Origin of the sequence: Kineococcus aridisoli (assembly GCF_050871885.1) — a bacterium.
GTDB lineage: Bacteria > Actinomycetota > Actinomycetes > Actinomycetales > Kineococcaceae > Kineococcus.
Map to the genome: position 1 here is coordinate 14,192 of NZ_JBJLSF010000060.1, position 15,151 is coordinate 29,342.

15 protein-coding genes and 1 riboswitch are annotated in these 15,151 nt (G+C 76.8%); of the genes, 11 read left to right on the forward strand and 4 right to left on the reverse strand.

Annotated features, from left to right (window positions below; all coding sequences use genetic code 11):
* Positions 1–51 precede the first annotated feature (51 nt).
* The 3 genes from ACRYM2_RS15845 to ACRYM2_RS15855 all read left to right on the forward strand — a co-directional run bounded on the left by ACRYM2_RS15845 (position 52) and on the right by ACRYM2_RS15855 (position 2,824).
* A complete protein-coding gene (locus ACRYM2_RS15845) occupies positions 52–1,107 on the forward strand; it encodes an L-idonate 5-dehydrogenase (RefSeq protein WP_432523390.1) in 1,056 nt (351 codons plus the stop codon).
* Entirely contained in the window at positions 1,104–2,144 is a 1,041-nt protein-coding gene (mgrA, locus tag ACRYM2_RS15850; protein ID WP_432523391.1) for an L-glyceraldehyde 3-phosphate reductase, read from the forward strand. Before ACRYM2_RS15845 ends, mgrA begins: the two co-directional genes overlap by 4 nt.
* Positions 2,145–2,311: 167 nt before the next feature.
* Positions 2,312–2,824, forward strand: coding sequence for a GtrA family protein (locus ACRYM2_RS15855; RefSeq protein ID WP_432523393.1), 513 nt, complete (start codon positions 2,312–2,314; stop codon positions 2,822–2,824).
* A 36-nt stretch (positions 2,825–2,860) separates the two neighbouring features.
* Here ACRYM2_RS15855 and ACRYM2_RS15860 read toward each other — a convergent pair whose 3' ends face one another.
* On the reverse strand, positions 2,861–3,319 hold the full coding sequence (locus ACRYM2_RS15860) for a DUF4383 domain-containing protein (RefSeq protein WP_432523395.1): 459 nt from the start codon (positions 3,317–3,319) through the stop codon (positions 2,861–2,863).
* A 76-nt stretch (positions 3,320–3,395) separates the two neighbouring features.
* Positions 3,396–3,492, forward strand: a riboswitch (TPP riboswitch).
* Here ACRYM2_RS15860 and thiM point away from each other — a divergent pair.
* From thiM to ACRYM2_RS15880, 4 genes are all read left to right on the forward strand, one after another.
* Entirely contained in the window at positions 3,486–4,319 is an 834-nt protein-coding gene (gene thiM / locus ACRYM2_RS15865; protein ID WP_432523397.1) for a hydroxyethylthiazole kinase, read from the forward strand. It overlaps the preceding riboswitch by 7 nt.
* Complete coding sequence (gene thiE, locus ACRYM2_RS15870; RefSeq protein WP_432523399.1) at positions 4,316–4,960, forward strand: thiamine phosphate synthase; 645 nt, start codon at positions 4,316–4,318, stop codon at positions 4,958–4,960. Before thiM ends, thiE begins: the two co-directional genes overlap by 4 nt.
* Positions 4,957–5,775 (forward strand): bifunctional hydroxymethylpyrimidine kinase/phosphomethylpyrimidine kinase, encoded by an 819-nt coding sequence (gene thiD / locus ACRYM2_RS15875; RefSeq protein WP_432523400.1) that lies wholly within the window; start codon positions 4,957–4,959, stop codon positions 5,773–5,775. Before thiE ends, thiD begins: the two co-directional genes overlap by 4 nt.
* Entirely contained in the window at positions 5,772–6,488 is a 717-nt protein-coding gene (locus ACRYM2_RS15880) for a TenA family protein (protein ID WP_432523401.1), read from the forward strand. The genes thiD and ACRYM2_RS15880 overlap by 4 nt, the downstream gene beginning before the upstream one ends.
* On the opposite strand, the gene ACRYM2_RS15885 is transcribed toward ACRYM2_RS15880, so the two are convergent.
* Positions 6,467–6,769, reverse strand: a complete 303-nt coding sequence (locus tag ACRYM2_RS15885; protein WP_432523403.1) for a hypothetical protein — start codon at positions 6,767–6,769, stop codon at positions 6,467–6,469. The genes ACRYM2_RS15880 and ACRYM2_RS15885 overlap by 22 nt on opposite strands.
* Positions 6,770–6,857: 88 nt before the next feature.
* On the opposite strand from ACRYM2_RS15885, the gene ACRYM2_RS15890 reads away from it, so the two are divergent.
* The 4 genes from ACRYM2_RS15890 (at position 6,858) to ACRYM2_RS15905 (ending at position 12,749) form a co-directional block, all read left to right on the forward strand.
* A complete protein-coding gene (locus ACRYM2_RS15890; protein ID WP_432523404.1) occupies positions 6,858–8,096 on the forward strand; it encodes an acetate/propionate family kinase in 1,239 nt (412 codons plus the stop codon).
* Between the two features lie 64 nt (positions 8,097–8,160).
* Positions 8,161–10,260 carry a phosphate acetyltransferase gene (gene pta, locus ACRYM2_RS15895; RefSeq protein ID WP_432523406.1) on the forward strand — a complete coding sequence of 700 codons (2,100 nt, stop codon included), beginning with the start codon at positions 8,161–8,163 and terminating at the stop codon, positions 10,258–10,260.
* 210 nt (positions 10,261–10,470) lie between these two features.
* Positions 10,471–12,141: a DEAD/DEAH box helicase gene (locus tag ACRYM2_RS15900; protein WP_432523408.1), complete on the forward strand. Its 1,671-nt coding sequence runs from the start codon at positions 10,471–10,473 to the stop codon at positions 12,139–12,141.
* A gap of 167 nt (positions 12,142–12,308) precedes the next feature.
* Complete coding sequence (locus ACRYM2_RS15905) at positions 12,309–12,749, forward strand: OsmC family peroxiredoxin (protein ID WP_432523410.1); 441 nt, start codon at positions 12,309–12,311, stop codon at positions 12,747–12,749.
* A gap of 34 nt (positions 12,750–12,783) precedes the next feature.
* Here ACRYM2_RS15905 and ACRYM2_RS15910 read toward each other — a convergent pair whose 3' ends face one another.
* Positions 12,784–14,157 carry a serine hydrolase domain-containing protein gene (locus ACRYM2_RS15910; RefSeq protein ID WP_432523411.1) on the reverse strand — a complete coding sequence of 458 codons (1,374 nt, stop codon included), beginning with the start codon at positions 14,155–14,157 and terminating at the stop codon, positions 12,784–12,786.
* Positions 14,158–14,161: 4 nt separating this feature from the next.
* Entirely contained in the window at positions 14,162–15,067 is a 906-nt protein-coding gene (locus ACRYM2_RS15915; RefSeq protein ID WP_432523412.1) for an oxygenase MpaB family protein, read from the reverse strand.
* Positions 15,068–15,151 lie beyond the last annotated feature (84 nt).

Below are 15,151 nucleotides of genomic sequence, written 5' to 3' on the forward strand. Positions count from 1 at the left end.
CCTGCCCCGCACCACCCGCCCCGATCCACCCGATCAGCTGGAGGACAGCACGTGAGAGCCGTCGTGGTCCACGCCGCCGGGGACGTGCGCGTGCAGGAGCTGCCCGACCCGGTCGCCGGGCCGGGGGAGGTCCTGCTCGCCGTCGAGCACGCCGGGCTGTGCGGCTCGGACCTGTCCTACGCCCGGCACGGCGCCACCGGCACCGCCGTGCTGAAGCACCCCCTCGTGCTCGGCCACGAGGTCGCCGGCCGCGTCGCCGCCCTCGGGCCCGGGGTGCGCGCCGGCGAGCGGGGCGTCGAGGTCGGGCAGGCCGTCACCGTGCACCCGGCCACGCCGGTCGGCGACACCGCGCTGCCCGAGCGCCTGGCCGGGCGCACCAACCTGCACCGGCAGGTGCGCTACTGGGGCTCGGCGATGCTCGACCCGCACACCGACGGCGGCATGTGCGAGCTCAAGGCCGTGCGGGTGGACCAGCTGCGCCCGCTGCCCGAGGGCGTGAGCACCCGCGTCGGTGCCCTCGCCGAGCCGTTCGCCGTCGCCCTGCACGCCGTCGGCCGCCTCGGCGAGGTCACCGGCCGCCGCGTCCTGGTCAACGGCAGCGGCCCCGTCGGCGCGCTGGTCGTGGCCGCCCTCAAGCACCGCGGCGCCGCGCACGTCGTGGCCGCCGACGTGGCGCCCGCCTCGCTGGCCGTGGCCCGCGCGGTGGGCGCCGACGAGACCGTCGACCTGTCGGCCGGGCAGCGGCTGCCGCAGGACGAGGAGCTCGTCGTGGAGGCCTCCGGGGCCCCGGCGGCCCTGGGCGGGGTGCTGGCGGCCACGGCCCGCGGCGGGCACGTCGTCCAGGTCGGCAACCTGCCCGGCACCCCCGCCCCGGCGGCGCTGGGCGACCTGGTCACCCGCGAGATCACCTGGAGCGGTTCCTTCCGCTTCGTCGACGAGATCGACGAGGCGGTCGCCGCGATGGCGGCCGGGGTCGACGTGTCCCCGGTGATCACCCACGAGTTCGACGTCGCCGACGCCGTGGAGGCCGTGCGCGTCGCCTCCGACCGCTCCACCGGCAGCAGCAAGGTCCTCGTCCGCTTCGCGTCTGACAGGATCGCGCCGTGACGTACACCGCAGACGCCGGGCGCTACGCGTCCATGCCCTACCGCCGCTGCGGGCGCAGCGGCATCGAGCTGCCCGCTCTCTCGCTGGGCTTCTGGCACAACTTCGGCGACGACAAGCCGTTCCAGACCCAGCGCGACATCACCCGCCGCGCGTTCGACCTGGGCATCACCCACTTCGACCTGGCCAACAACTACGGCCCGCCCTACGGTGCCGCCGAGACGAACTTCGGCCGGCTCATGGACGAGGACTTCCGCCCGTACCGCGACGAGCTCGTCATCTCCTCCAAGGCCGGCTGGGACATGTGGCCCGGCCCCTACGGCGACCGCGGTTCGCGCAAGTACCTCGTGGCCTCGCTGGAGCAGTCGCTGCGCCGGATGCGCCTGGACCACGTCGACATCTTCTACCACCACCGCCCGGACCCGGACACGCCGCTGGAGGAGACGATGGGCGCGCTCGACGCCGTCGTCCGCTCCGGCAAGGCCCGCTACGTGGGGATCTCCTCCTACGGCCCCGAGCGCACCCTGCAGGCCTCGCGGATCCTGCGCGAGCTGGGCACCCCGCTGCTCATCCACCAGCCCTCGTACTCGATGTTCAACCGGTGGATCGAGTCCGGCCTGCTCGACGTCCTGGAGGCCGAGGGCGTGGGCTGCATCCCGTTCACCGCGCTCGCGCAGGGGCTGCTGACCGACCGCTACCTCCACGGGATCCCCGAGGGTTCCCGTGCAGCGCAAGGCAAGTCGCTGGACCCCTCGGTGCTCACCGAGGACACCCTGGCGCGCATCCGCGGCCTGCAGGAGATCGCCGCCGGGCGCGGGCAGACGCTGGCCCAGCTGGCGCTGTCGTGGACGCTGCGCGACGCGCGGGTCACCACCACGCTCATCGGGGCCAGCTCGGTGCGGCAGGTGGAGGACAACGTCGCCGCCGTCGCGAAGCTGGAGTTCTCCGCCGAGGAGCTGCGGGCCATCGACGAGTTCGCGGTCGACTCCGGTGTCGACCTGTGGGCGCAGGTGCGCGAAGCCGGCGACGCCGGCGCCTGAGGCGCGCGGGCGGTGGGGCGGCGTCCGCGCCGCCCCACCGCTCCCGGCCGCCGCGCCGCCTCCTCCGCCCGGAGGACCCCGGGCGCTCGCGGCTACTGCAGCGGGTGGAGGCGGGACCGTCCCGCGGGACGACGCGCCCGTGATCGCCGGCGGGCCACGCTGGGGGCGTGCACACCGACCTCCTCGCCCCGGCACCCACCGCCCCGGCGGCCGGCGCCCCGGCTCCCGCCGCTGCGGCGCGCACCGCGGTACCGGCGGCGGCCCGGCGCCGGCGCAGCGCCGAGGTGTGGACGCTGGGGCGCTTCGTGGTCGCCGGTGCGACCGGCAACGGGGCGCACGCGGTGGTCTTCCTGGTGCTGGGGGCGGCCACGGCCCTGCCGGCCGCCGTCGGGAACGTGCTGGCCACGGTGGTCTCCACCCTGGTGGCCAACGAGCTGCACCGCCGGTTCACCTTCCGCGCCGCGGGCAGCAGCGCCTGGTCCACCGGACACGGCATCGGCGGCGCGGCCGCGGTCGCCGGGCTGGTGCTCAGCACGCTGGCCCTCACCGGCTGGCACCGCCTCGTGCCCGGGGCCAGCGACCTCAGCGGTCTGGTCGTCGTCCACGTCGTGACCGCGCTGGTGGGGGCGAGCAACTTCCTGGTCCTGCGGGTGGCGCTGCGCGCTCCCGCCCGGGCCTGAGCGGCGAGGTGCGGGCGTGGCCCGCACCCGCGGGCGTCAGTGGCGCAGTTCGGCGGTGTCGGGGATCTTCCCGGCGCGCACCGGCACGAACGCGATGACCACGCCCAGCAGGGCGAACAGCGCGTGCAGCGTGCTCGTCGGCCAGTTCAGGTTCAGCGGGGCCCCGCCGTTGTCGGCCTCGAGCGCGCCGTAGGCGAACAGCGCCGCGCCCACGAGGAACAGGCCGATCCCGTACCAGCGTGCCGGGCGCGCACCGGTGCGCGCCAGCAGGCCCAGCGCGCCCAGCACGATGTGCAGGACGTTGCTCAGCGGGTTGACCGCGAAACCGATGACCTGCTGCTCCTGGGTGCCGCCGGTGAAGTCGGAGAACCCGGTGACGAGGAACCCGGCCACCCCCCACACCAGCAGCAACACCCCGGCGATGAGCGACAGGTGCTGGCCGGCCGTGGTGCGGGGCCGCGGCACCGTCTCCGTTCCCGCCATGTTCAGGCTCATGCAGGAGCGGTACCCGTCCGGTGCGGGCGGCAAACCCGGGCGGGCGGACCCGGTGCCGCCCGCCGCTGCTAGGGTCCCCGGCGACACGGGGTGCTCCGCGCGGCGGGGCTGAGATCACACCCGCCGAACCTGACGCAGGTAGTGCTGACGAAGGGATGTCGCGGCCATGGCAGCCGTCGCAGCAGGACACGCACGCCCGGACGAGCTCGTCGCCGCGGTGGCCGAGGCCCGCGCGGCCGTCGCCACCGCCGCACCGCTCGTGCAGTGCCTCACCAACTCGGTCGTCCAGACGATCACCGCCAACGCGCTGCTCGCGGTGGGCGCCTCCCCGGCGATGGTCGACAACGTCCACGAGTCCGGCGACTTCGCCGCGCTCTCCTCGGCGGTGCTCGTCAACGTGGGCACCCTCGACGACGCCCGCGCCGACGCGATGGCGCTGGCCGCGGCCTCCGCGCACGAGCGCTCGCGCCCCTGGGTGCTGGACCCCGTCGCCGTCGGCGGCCTGGCCTTCCGCACCCGCGTCGCCCGCGAGCTGCTGGCGTCCGCGCCGACGGTCGTGCGCGGCAACGCCTCCGAGGTCATGGGCCTGGCGGGGGCCGGTGCCGGCGGCCGCGGGGTGGACTCGACGGCGGGCAGCGCCGAGGCCGTCGACGCGGCCCGCGCGCTGAGCCTGCGCACCGGCGGGGTCGTCGCCGTCTCCGGCGAGGTCGACGTGCTCGTGCACGGCGAGCGCAGCGCGCAGGTGAGCGGCGGCTCGGTGCTGCTGACGCGCACCACGGGCGCCGGCTGCTCCCTGGGCGCCCTCGTCGCCGCCTACGCGGCCGTGGCCGGCGACCCGCTGCTGGCCGCGCTCGCCGCCCACGCCCACGTCGCCGTGGCCGCCGAGCGCGCCGCGGCCCGCAGCGCCGGGCCGGGCAGCTTCGCGATCGCCTGGATCGACGAGCTCGACGCCGTCGACGCCGGCGCCCTGCACGACGCGCTGAGCGGGGGGCAGCGGTGAGCGCCCGCTTCGACCCCACGCTCCACCTCGTCACCGACACCGCCCTGTGCGGGCCCCGCGGCGTCCCCGACGTCGTGCGGGCCGCCGTGGCGGGCGGGGTCAGCGCGGTGCAGGTGCGGGCCAAGGACGTCGGCGACCGCGACCGGCTGGCCCTGGTGCGGGCCGTGCGCGCGGTCCTGGAGGGCACCGGGGTGGCGCTGCTCGTCGACGACGCGCTCGACGTCGCCCTGCTCGCCGGCGCCGACGGCGTCCACCTCGGCCAGTCCGACCTGCCCGCCGAGGAGGTCCGCCGGATCGCGCCGGACCTGCTGATCGGGCTGTCGGTCTCCACGGTCGAGCAGGCGCGCGCGGCCGGCCCGGTGGACTACCTCGGCGTCGGCCCCGTGCACGCCACCGCCACCAAGCCGGACGCCGCCGCCCCGCTGGGCGCCGAGGGCGTGCGGGCCGTCGTCGCCGCCACCGAGCTGCCGTGCGTGGCCATCGGCGGCATCAACCCCGCGACCCTCGACGAGCTGCGCGGCACCGGTCTCGCCGGCTTCTGCGTCGTCTCCGCCGTCTGCGCCGCCGAGGACCCCGAGCGGGCCGCCCGGCAGCTGCGCGCGCAGTGGGCCGGGACGCAGGAGGGGCCGGTGGCCCGGTGAGCGTCCCCGTCGCCCTGACCGTCGCCGGCAGCGACTCCGGCGGGGGAGCGGGCATCCAGGCCGACCTGAAGACCTTCACGGCGCTGGGCGTCTACGGCGCGAGCGCGCTGACCGCCCTGACCGCGCAGAGCACGCGGGGCGTCTTCGGCGTGCACGCCGTGCCCGCCGCCTTCGTGCGCTCCCAGCTGGAGGTCGTCCTCGACGACATCACCGTGCACGCCACCAAGATCGGGATGCTCGCCGGCGCCGAGGTCGCGCGCACCGTGGCCGCCGTCCTGCGCGAGCGCGCCGCCGGGCCGCTGGTGCTCGACCCGGTGATGGTCGCCACCAGCGGCGACCGGCTGCTGGAGGCCGACGCCGTGGACGCCGTGCGCGAGGAGCTGCTCCCGCTGGCCGACCTCGTGACCCCCAACGTCCCCGAGGCCGCCGTCCTGCTGGGCGCTGCACCCGCCGTCGACGTCGACGGGTGCGTCGAGCAGGCCGAGGAGCTGCTGCGGCGCAGCGGCACCGCCGTGCTGCTCAAGGGCGGTCACCTCGGCGGCGCCGAGAGCGTCGACGTCCTGGCCACCGCGGCCGGGACCCGCCTGGTGGCCCGCCCGCGCATCGCCACCGGCTCCGCCCACGGCACCGGCTGCACCCTGTCCTCCGCGCTGGCCGCGCTGGCCGCGCGCGAGCCCACCGCCGGCTGGGACGCGCTCGTCGACCCCGCCCGCGACTACCTCCAGGCCGCGCTGAGCGCCGGCACCACCCTCGGCGTCGGTCACGGCCACGGCCCGCTCGACCACGCCTTCGCCCTGCGGGAGAGGACACCGTGACCTTCACCGAGGAGACCTGGGCGCGCACCGCCGACCTGCGCGCCGCCGTCGAGCGCAGCACCTTCCTCGCCGAGCTCGGCGCCGGGACGCTGGAGCGCGCCGTCTTCCGGCACTACCTGGAGCAGGACGCCCTCTACCTGGCCGGCTACGCCCGCGCCCTGGCGCTGCTGGCCGCGCGCGCCCCCGACGCCGAGGCCGCCGGGTTCTGGGCGCGCTCGGCGCACGGCGCCGCGCTCGTGGAGAGCTCGCTGCACGCCGACCTGCTCTCCTCCGACGTCCTGCCGCCGGCGCCGGCCGCGCCGCGGGCCTCGCCCACCACCCTCGGCTACGTCTCCTACCTCATGGCCACCGCGGCGACCGCGCCGTACGCCGTCGGCGCCGCGGCCGTCCTGCCGTGCTTCTGGGTCTACGCCGACGCCGGCAGCCGCCTGGCGGCCTCGGCCGCCGCCGCCGAGGGTGGGCGGAACCCGTACGCGCGGTGGATCGCCACCTACGACGACCCCGCCTTCCACGCCTCGGTCACCGAGGCCCGCGCGCTCGTCGACGCCGCGGCCGAACCCGCGCTCGCGGAGGCGATGCACGAGGCGTTCGAGGTCGCGACCCGCTACGAGTGGATGTTCTGGGAGACCGCGCACGCCCGTGAGGGCTGGCCCTCCGAGGCGCCCGGGGTCCCTCAGGTGCCCGAAGTCCTTCAGGCGCCGTCCACGCCGTAGGCGGAAGCGAAGTCGTCGGCCGCGCGCAGCACCGCGGCCGCCGTCGCCGGCGCCAGGCCCGCGGCCACCAGGGCCGCCTGCACCGCACCGGGCTCCTCGCCCGCGCGGCGCGCGTCCCACGCGCGCTGCGCCGCGGCGGCCAGCGCGACGCGCTCACCGGCCGCGGGCCCGCAGCGCTCCAGCACGATCGCGGCGACCCAGTCGGGGTCGAAGCTGCCCTCGGGCGGGGCGAGGACCCGCTCGCCCTCGACGCAGCGGCCCGACCCGCCCCAGCGCCCCACGCGGCGACGGCAGCCCCGTCGCGGGCCCACCGCCCGCGTGCGAGGCTCGGGGCGGCGGAGCGTCCGCCGGGGGAGGGGAGGGAACGCGGTGCCGGGAACACGAGGGTCGGTCGTCGTCGTCAACTGCGGCAGCTCGTCGGTGAAGCTCGCGCTCGTCGACCCCGTCACCGGGGAGCGCTCGCTGTCGTGCCTGGGCGAGCGGCTGGGCACCCCGGACGCCGTCGTGCACATGACGACCACCGTGGGCGGCGAGAAGCGCACCCGCACCATCACCCCCGCCGCCACCACCCACCGCGGAGCCCTCGCGCACGTCCTGCAGCGCCTGCTGGACATGGACCTGCCGCCGCTGCTCGGCGTGGGCCACCGCGTCGTGCAGGGCGGCTCGCTCTTCCGCGGCTCGGTGCGCATCGACGACCGGGTGCTGGGGCAGATCTCCGAGCTGTCCGCGCTGGCCCCGCTGCACAACCCCGCCAACGTCTCCGGCATCGAGGCCGCGCGCGCCGTGCTGCCCGAGCTGGAGCACGTCGCCGTCTTCGACACCGCCTTCCACCAGACGATGCCGGAGGCCAGCTACCGCTACGCCGTCCCGCAGCGCTGGTACGAGGAGTTCGGCGTGCGCCGCTACGGCATGCACGGCACCAGCCACCGCTTCGTCAGCCAGCGCGCCGGGCAGCTGCTGGCCGAGGCCACCGGCGCCGACCCGCGCCGGCTCAAGCTCGTCGTGGCCCACCTGGGCAACGGCTGCAGCGCCACCGCCGTGCTCGGCGGGCGCTCGGTGGACACGACGATGGGCCTGACCCCGCTGGAGGGCCTCGTCATGGGCACCCGCTCCGGCGACGTGGACCCGGCGGTCCTGGAGCTGGTCGCCGAGCGCACCGGCGAGGGCGTCGGCGAGATCGTCAGGCAGCTGAACTCCGCCTCCGGGCTGCTCGCGCTGTCGGGGCTGTCCAACGACGTGCGCACGCTGTGGGACAAGGCCGCCGAGGGCCACGCCGGCGCGAAGCTGGCCCTGGACGTCTTCGCCCACCGCGCGGCCAAGCACGTGGCCGCCCTCACCGTCCCCCTCGGCGGCCTGGACGCCCTCGTGCTCACCGGCGGCATCGGCGAGAACGCGGTGGGCGTGCGCTCGATGCTGCTGTCCCGGCTGGCGCACCTGGGCCTGGTGGAGGACCCCGCCGCCAACGCCGCGCACGGGCGGGGCTCGCTGCCCGAGGGCCGCATCACGCGCGCGCGCGAGGACGGGAGCGGGCCGCTGGCGGTGGTCGTGCCCACCGACGAGGAGCTGCTCATCGCGCGCGACACCGTGGAGCTCGTCGAGCACCGCTGAGCCGCCGGGCCGACGCCACCGGGCCGACGTCGCCGGGAGCGGCGGTGTGCGGGAGGGTGGGGCCATGGCCCGCGTCGTGCTCGTCGTCCCCACCGGCCACGGGGCCGGACTCACCTCGACCTGCCTGGGGCTGGTGCGGGCGCTGGACGCCCGCGGCGTGGCCGTGGGCTTCCACAAGCCGCTCGCCCAGCCGGCCCGCGGCACCGGCGCCGACCGCTCGGTGCAGCTGGTCCGGCTGACCACGAGCCTGGACCCCAGCGAGCCCATCCCCGCCGCCCGCGTCGTCGAGCGGCTCTCGCGCGGGGTCGTCGACGACCTCATGGAGGAGGTCGTGGCCGCCGCCGAACCGGTGCTGGCCGCCTCCGACGTCGTCGTCGTGGAGGGGCTGGCCCCCTCCGCCGACCAGGTCTTCTCCGGCCGGGTGAACCAGGCGCTGGCCACCGCCCTGGACGCCGACGTGCTGCTCGTCGGCTCCGCGGGCGTCGACGGCGCCGATCCCGGTGCGCCCGAACGCATCGCCGAGGACATGGCGGTCACCGCCGGCACCTACCGGACGGGGGAGGCGCTGCGCGTCATCGGCGGTGTCGTCTCCCGCTGGCCGGTGCCGGAGGACCCCGAGACGGCCGTCTCGCGGATCGCGGCCCTGCGCGGTGCGCTGGAGCACCACGGCATCCCCCTCGTGGGCGCCGTGCCCTTCCGCACCGACCTCACCTGGCCGCGCGTGCGCGACCTGGTGCGCGAGCTCGACGTGGAGGTCCTCACCCACGGCGACCAGGGCCGGCGCATCAAGGAGGTCGTCGTGGCCGCCCAGGCCGTGCCGGGGATGCTGCCGCTGCTGCGCGAGGGCCGCCTCATCCTCGTGCCCGGCGACCGCCACGACGTCGTCATGGCCACCTGCCTGGCGGCGCTCAACGGCAACCGGATCGCCGGGCTGCTGCTGACGGCGGGCGTGGGCATGGACCCGCGCGTGGCCGAGCTCACCCAGGCCGCCGCGGCCACCGGCCTGCCGATCCTGCTCTCCGGGCGCAGCACCTACGCCACCGCGACGGCCGTCAACCGCTTCCCCCCGGAGGTGCCCGGCGACGACGCCGAGCGGGCGCTGTCGGTCACCGCGACCGTCGCCGACGCCCTCGACCCCGGTTGGCTGGCGAAGCTGCCGACGGCCTCGCACAGCCCGCGCCTGTCGCCCGCGGCCTTCCGGCGGCGGCTGACGACGCTGGCCGCCGAGCGGGTGCAGCGCATCGTGCTGCCCGAGGGCACCGAGCCGCGCACCGTGCAGGCCGCGGCCGTCTGCGCCGAGCGGGGCATCGCCCGCCCGGTGCTGCTGGGCCGCCCCGAGGAGGTCGCGGGCGTGGCCGCGGGGCTGGGCATCGCGCTGCCCGAGGGCGTGGAGGTCCTCGACCCCGCCGGGCTCGTCGAGCGCTACGTGCCCGTCCTCGTGGAGGCGCGCAAGCACAAGGGGATGCAGCCCGACATCGCCCGCGACTCGCTGGCCGACCCCATCTGGCTGGGCACCACGATGCTGCAGGCCGGGGACGTGGACGGTCTGGTCGCCGGTGCCGTGCACACCACCGCCGCCACCGTCCGCCCTGCGCTGCAGGTGATCCGGACCAAGCCGGGCGCCCGGCTGGTCTCCAGCGTGTTCTTCATGTGCCTGCCCGACGACGTCGTCATCTACGGCGACTGCGCGGTCAACCCCGACCCGGGACCGGAGGACCTCGCCGACATCGCGCTGCAGTCGGCGGCCTCCGCGCGCGCGTTCGGCATCGAGCCGCGGGTGGCCATGATCAGCTTCTCGACGGGCTCGTCGGGTTCCGGCTCCAGCGTCGACAAGGTGGCCGAGGCCACCCGCATCGCCCGCGAGCGCGAACCCGACCTCGTCATCGACGGCCCGCTGCAGTACGACGCCGCCGCGGTCGCCTCGGTCGCGGCCTCCAAGGCGCCGGACTCGCCCGTCGCCGGCCGCGCGACGGTGTTCGTCTTCCCCGACCTCAACACCGGCAACACCACCTACAAGGCGGTGCAGCGCAACGCGGGCGTCATCTCGGTGGGCCCGATGCTGCAGGGGCTGGCCAAGCCCGTGAACGACCTCTCGCGCGGGGCGCTGGTGGAGGACATCGTCTACACGATCGCGCTGACGGCGGTGCAGGCCTCCCGCGGCTGAGCCGGGCGGTGCGCCCGGGCGGGGGGAGGCGGGAAGGTCCTGCGCCCGCGGCCTGTTAGGCTCACTGCGACGGTTGTACGCCGTCCACTCAGCGGGCGAGCCGCCCGCGAGGTCGCTTGAGTCCCATCCCTCAGCCCGCGCGCTCCGGCGCGCCTGAAGCCGGGGGCGGACCGCCGTGCGGCCGACGAGCCCACGTGGAGTTCCCACCACATGCCTCAGTACGACGACCGTTCGTACCGTTCCACCCGTCCCTCGCGTTCCGACGAGGGCGGTTACCAGCGCCGCGAGTCCCGCGGCTACCGCTCCGAGGACCGCTCCTTCGAGCGCGACGACCGTCCCCGCTCCGGCGGCTACTCCGGCGGCGGCTACCGCGGCCAGGGCGGTTCCGGTTCCAGCGGTGGCTACCGCGGCCAGGGCGGCTCCGGCCAGGGCGGCTTCCGCAGCCGCCGCACCGGCCCGCCGCGCAGCCCCCGCTCCTTCGCCCCCTCGGCCACCGAGCAGGCCCTGACGGCCGCCGAGCAGATCGAGGTCGCCGAGCAGACGTTCGCCGAGCTCGGCCTGCCCGAGGAGCTCGTCGCGGCGCTGGAGCGCCGCGGGATGACCGCGCCGTTCGCGATCCAGTCGCGCACCCTGCCCGACGGCATCGCCGGCCGCGACATCCTCGGCCGCGCCCGCACCGGTTCCGGCAAGACGCTGGGCTTCGGCCTGCCGATGCTGGCCCGCCTCGCGGCCGGCAAGCGCTCGCGCATCACCGGCGCCCCGCGCGGTCTGGTGCTCGTGCCGACCCGCGAGCTGGCCATGCAGGTCGCCGACGCGCTGCGCCCGCTGGGCGACTCCCTCGACCTGCGGATGTCCGTGGTCGTCGGCGGCGTCCCCTACGGCCGCCAGATCGCCGCCCTCCAGCGCGGCATCGACGTCCTCATCGCCACCCCGGGCCGCCTGGTGGACCTCATCGAGCGCGACGCCGTCTCGCTCGCCGAGGTCGACGTCACCGTGCTGGACGAGGCCGACCACATGGCCGACCTCGGCTTCCTGCCGAACGTGCGCTCCATCCTGGAGGGCACCAAGCCCGGTGGGCAGCGCATGTTCTTCTCGGCGACCCTCGACCGCGGGGTCGAGGCGCTCGTGACGGACTTCCTCACCGACCCGGCCTTCCACGCCGTGCCGGCCGACCCGGACGACGTCGGGCACATGGAGCACCGCGTGTTCGCCGTGCGCCCGCACGACAAGCTGTCGATCCTCACCGAGATCAGCAAGCGCCCGGCCCGCAGCATCTTCTTCGTGCGCACCAAGCTCGGCGCCCAGCGCCTGGCCGACCAGCTGCGCGAGGCCGGTGCCCCCGCCGAGGCGATCCACGGCGACCTGCGCCAGTCGCAGCGCTCCAAGGCGATCGACGCCTTCTCGGCCGGGGAGACCCGCGTGCTCGTGGCGACCGACGTCGCGGCCCGCGGCATCCACGTCGACGACGTCGACCTCGTCGTGCACGTCGACCCGCCGAACGACCACAAGGACTACCTGCACCGCTCGGGGCGCACCGCGCGCGCCGGCGCCACGGGCACGGTCCTCGCGATCGCGCTGCCGGACCAGGTCCGCCGCTACGGCTGGCTGCACCGCGACGCCGGTGTGGAGGCCCACCAGGTCGAGCACGTCAACGCCGGGGACGACACCGTCCGCGCCGTCGCCGAGTCCGGTGAGCCCGTCGTGGTCAAGCCGCGCCGCACCGAGACCCGCGAGGGTCGCGGCCCGCGCCGCGGCCCCCGCCGCGACGGCGGCTTCCGCGGCGGTCCCCGCCGCGAGGGCGGTCCCCGCGGCCCGCGCGAGGGTGGTCCCCGCGAGGGCGGCTACCGCGGCCCGCGCCGCGAGAGCGCCCCGCGCGACTGACCCCGCACCGCGACCGGCGGTCGCACCGATCGACCCGGCAGCCCCGGAGAGCCCTGCTCTCCGGGGCTGCCGGCGTTCCGGGCGGGGCCGGGTGGCAGGGCACGGGAGGGGTGGTGAGGATGGGGGCGATCGAGACGCGATCGCACCGTCCAACCCGTGGAGGTCCCATGCCCACCCGCACCGCACGCACCGCCTGGAACGGCACGCTGAACGAGGGTTCCGGGCAGGTCGAGCTCAGCAGCTCCAAGGTCGGCACCTACGACGTGTCCTTCCCCAAGCGCGCCGCCGACGAGGCGGGCGGCACCACCAGCCCCGAGGAGCTCGTGGCCGCCGCCCACTCCTCCTGCTACGCCATGCAGTTCTCCGCGCTGCTCGGCGAGGCCGGTGGCACCCCGGAGAGCCTGGAGGTCGTCGCCGACGTCACCCTCGGCCCGGACCCGGCCGGCGGCTTCCGGCTGACCGGCATCGTCCTCAAGGTCTCCGGCGAGGTCAGCGGCGTGGACGCCGACACGTTCGCGAAGGTCGCGCAGGCCGCCAAGGAGACCTGCCCGGTCTCCAAGGCGCTCACCGGTGTCGAGATCACGCTCGAGGCGTCGCTGGACTCCTGAGCCCGAGGCCCCGGACCGGTCCCGCCGGGACGGGTCAGGCCCGCGCGGAGCGGTCCAGCGGCAGCATCGTCACGCCGCTGTGGCCGCGCAGCGCGGGCGTCCCGTCCGGGCGCCGGCTCAGCTCCCACGTCTCCGCGTACGAGCCGAAGCCCCCGTCGCGGGCGACCCGCAGGTGCCGGGCGTCGAGGACCTCCAGCACGACGGGGGAGGCGGTGGGGTCGGCGGCGGCCGGGTCCAGCCCGAGCAGCGCCGATCCGGCGCGCACGACGTCCAGCACGCCCCACAGGTCCGCCCACCGCCCGCAGAACGCGTCCAGGTCGGCCGCCGGCTCGGCCTGCGACCACTCGGCCGCGAACAGGTCCACGAGCTTGACCACGCCCTGCGCCAGCTCCCCGGCGGGACCGTCGATGCAGTTGGTGAGGACGCTGACCGCCAGCCCCGCCTCGGCGTCCAGCAGGCTGCTGGTGATGTGGCCGGGGAAGCCGCCCGAGTGCCCGGTGAGGGTGCGCTCCCCGCAGCGCTCGCCGATGAACCCCAGGCCGTAGGTCCGCTCACCGCCGCCGCCGTCGCCGGTGCTCCACTCCGCGCGCTGCGCGAGCCGCTGGGCGTGCTCGGCGAGGACGTCGGTGCGTCCCCGCGCGTGCGCGGCGAACCAGGCCGTGAGGTCCTCGGCGGTGCTGCAGAAGCCCGCCGCCGCGGCCATCGCCGCCGTCGCGGGGGAGGTCAGCGGCCGGCGCGGCCCGGTCGCCAGGCCCGAGTAGCCGGTGACGAGCTCTCCGGCGGCCGGCACGTCCGGTGTCGTGCGGGGCAGCCCCAGGGGCTCCAGCAGCGCGGTGCGCACGTGCTCGGCGTAGGAGGTGCCCGTGACCGCCTCGACGACGAGGCCGAGCAGCGAGTAGCCGACGTTGGAGTACTTGAACCGGCTGGAGCGCCCGACGAGCGAGCCGCCGGCGCGCACGGCGGCGCGCAGGCCGTCGACGCCGGGGAAGTCCTCCTGCAGCTGCCAGAAGTCGCCGTGCAGGCCGTCGCGGGTCACCCCGGCCGCGTGGCCGAGGAGCTCGCGCAGCGTCGCGCGGCCCAGCTCGGGGTCCTCGTCGACGACCCACGGCACGTGCTCGGAGAGCCGGTCGTCCAGGCGCAGCCGCCCCTGCTCGGCCAGCCGCAGCACCGCGGTGGCGGTGAAGGTCTTCGAGTGCGAGGCGACCCGGAAGACGTGCTGCGGGGTGAGGGCGGTGCCCCGCTCCAGGTCGGCGGAGCCGTGCGCGCTGGAGTGCAGCAGCCGCCCGTGCAGGCGCACGGCGAGCTGGACGCCGGGCACCCGCAGCTGCTCGCGCCGGAAGGCGGCCCAGGAGGCGGCGTGGTCGGCGGCGGCGGTCACGACCTCGGGGCTCAGCGCGGGAGCGGGCACCCGCTCACCGTAGGGCAGCGGCGGTGCGGCGGCGGGCGACCTCGGCGTGCGGCCACAGCGCGACCCGCCGCGGCAGCACCGGGCGGGCCGTGCGCAGCAGCGTGCGCAGCGCCGCGGCGCTCGCGCGCCGGCCCGGGGTGCGCTCCAGGCCGTAGGCGTCGGCGACGCGCGGCGGCAGCAGGTCGGCGGTGACGCTGCGGGCCAGCGCCGCCACGCCGGGCAGCGGCGGGCTGGTGCGCTGGGTGAGGATGTCGCGCGCGACGGTGCGGGCGGCGTCGGTGACGACCAGACGCGCGACCGCCGTGCGCCAGTACTCCTCGAAGTCGGCGCCCGTGCGCGGCAGCACGGCGGGGGAGACGGCGAACAGCCGGGCGAAGGGCTTGGACTCCTGCCAGTGCCGCTCCCGCTCGGCCGCGTCGAGGCGGCGGCCGACGTAGCGCTCCACGACCCGGCGGGCGGTGTGCACCAGCGTGGCGTGCACCCACAGCGCCAGGTCCGGGTCGCCGGCCCGGTACGGGGTCCCCGCGGGGGTGCCGGGCACGGCGGTGCGGGTCGTGCCCCGCACCCGGGCGTGCTGGGCGCCGACGTGGCGGGCGGCGGCGCGGGCCTGCTCGGTGTCGCCGAACGTCACGGTGAGCGCGGCCTGCAGCGTGGCCAGCAGCCGGTGCGCGGGGCCGGCGGTGTAGTCGCTGTGGACCGCGACCCCCTCGGCGACCAGCGGGTGGGCGACCTGCAGCAGGATCGCGGCCGGGCCGCCGAGGACGGTGGCGCGCTCGGCGGTCACCGCCCGGAACACCCCGCCCGGCACGCAGACGCCGGGGTCGCCGGGGCGGCCGGGGCCGGGCGGGGGTGGGAAGGCGGCGCGCAGCGGCAGGCGCGGCAGCCGCCCGGGGGCGCGTTCGTCGCTCACCGCCCCACCCTCGCCCGTGCGCGGCGCCTCCGCACGGCGCGACCGCCCCTCCCGCGCGTGATCTTCCACGGTGCACCGTGGAAG

What these genes read in the sequence shown, in the direction of transcription:
- thiM (WP_432523397.1), top strand. Translation starts at nt 3,486, where the DNA reads ATGGCAGCCGTCGCAGCAGGACACGCACGCCCGGACGAGCTCGTCGCC.
- pta (WP_432523406.1), top strand. Translation starts at nt 8,161, where the DNA reads ATGGCCCGCGTCGTGCTCGTCGTCCCCACCGGCCACGGGGCCGGACTC.
- ACRYM2_RS15860 (WP_432523395.1), bottom strand. Translation starts at nt 3,319, where the DNA reads ATGAGCCTGAACATGGCGGGAACGGAGACGGTGCCGCGGCCCCGCACC.
- ACRYM2_RS15900 (WP_432523408.1), top strand. Translation starts at nt 10,471, where the DNA reads ATGCCTCAGTACGACGACCGTTCGTACCGTTCCACCCGTCCCTCGCGT.
- ACRYM2_RS15905 (WP_432523410.1), top strand. Translation starts at nt 12,309, where the DNA reads ATGCCCACCCGCACCGCACGCACCGCCTGGAACGGCACGCTGAACGAG.